This is a genomic window from Vibrio sp. 1402, from assembly GCF_033340275.1.
Window position 1 is genome coordinate 1 of sequence record NZ_JAWOWE010000085.1, and the last position, 1097, is coordinate 1097.

A 1097-nucleotide genomic window follows, 5' to 3' on the forward strand; every position below is an offset into this window, starting at 1 on the left:
CCCAGCCAATGAAACCAACAAGGATAAGCAGCAAAAACGCTACAACCATGTTGATGTTACTGATCACTTTTACGCCGCCGTCGATACCGCGAACAACAGAAACCACTGCGAGCAGAGTAACCACAGTGATAACGACAATTTGCAAACCTAAACCAGGTTCAACACCAAACACATGGTGAATACCACTTGCCGCCTGCTGAGCGCCCAAACCAAGTGATGTCGCTAGACCAAATAGCGTGGCAAGTACTGCAAGAATATCAACGATATGGCCAGCCCAACCCCAAGCGCGATCGCCCAATAATGGGTAAAAGATCGAACGCATTGATAGAGGCAACCCTTTGTTGTAGGTGAAAAATGCAAGTGAAAGTGCCACAACGCCGTAAATTGCCCAAGGGTGAAGACCCCAGTGGAACATCGTCGCACCTAGCGCCAAACGTGCGGCTTCTGGTGAGTTTGCTTCTACGCCAAGTGGAGTTTCGTACCAACCAGTGAAGTAAGCCACTGGTTCTGCCACACTCCAGAACATCAAACCAATACCCATACCGGCTGCGAACAACATCGCTAGCCAGCCTGCATAAGAGTAATCTGGTGTCGCTTCAGTACCACCAATTCGAACTCGGCCAAGCGGTGTCACAATCAAGACCAAGCAGACAATGACAAATACGTTGCCAGAAGCAAGAAAGAACCAGTCAAGATTGGATACTAGCCAAGCACGTAAGCCAGCGAAAAAGGGTTCAACTTGTTGGCGAAAAGTTAGCGTTGCCACAACAAAGAGGACGATAGCCATCCCAGAAATTGCGAAAACTCGGTTGTGAATATCTAAGCCGAATGGGCCGACTTTTAACGCAACGTTATCCTGACCAATCTGATAGTCAGTATCTATCGCGTTTACCTTTCCATCGGGACGTTTAATCCCACCATTATTGTCGGTGCTCACGAATAATCTCCTTAACAATACGTGACCAAATTTAAATACTTTGTAGGAGTTTGAGTGATGATTAGTTCACATCACCAAGCACAAGTTTAAGTATATGTATTTTCTTAAAGTAGTAGCTCTCATTAGCATCTTAAAAGGAAACACCTCCATCGATCATTTG

The 1097-nt window shown here is 46.0% G+C and carries 1 protein-coding gene; it reads right to left on the reverse strand.

Annotated elements, in window-relative coordinates:
• A partial coding sequence (locus R7044_RS24285; protein ID WP_225455881.1) for a BCCT family transporter occupies nucleotides 1–937 on the reverse strand: 937 nt, incomplete at its 3' end.
• Nucleotides 938–1097 lie beyond the last annotated feature (160 nt).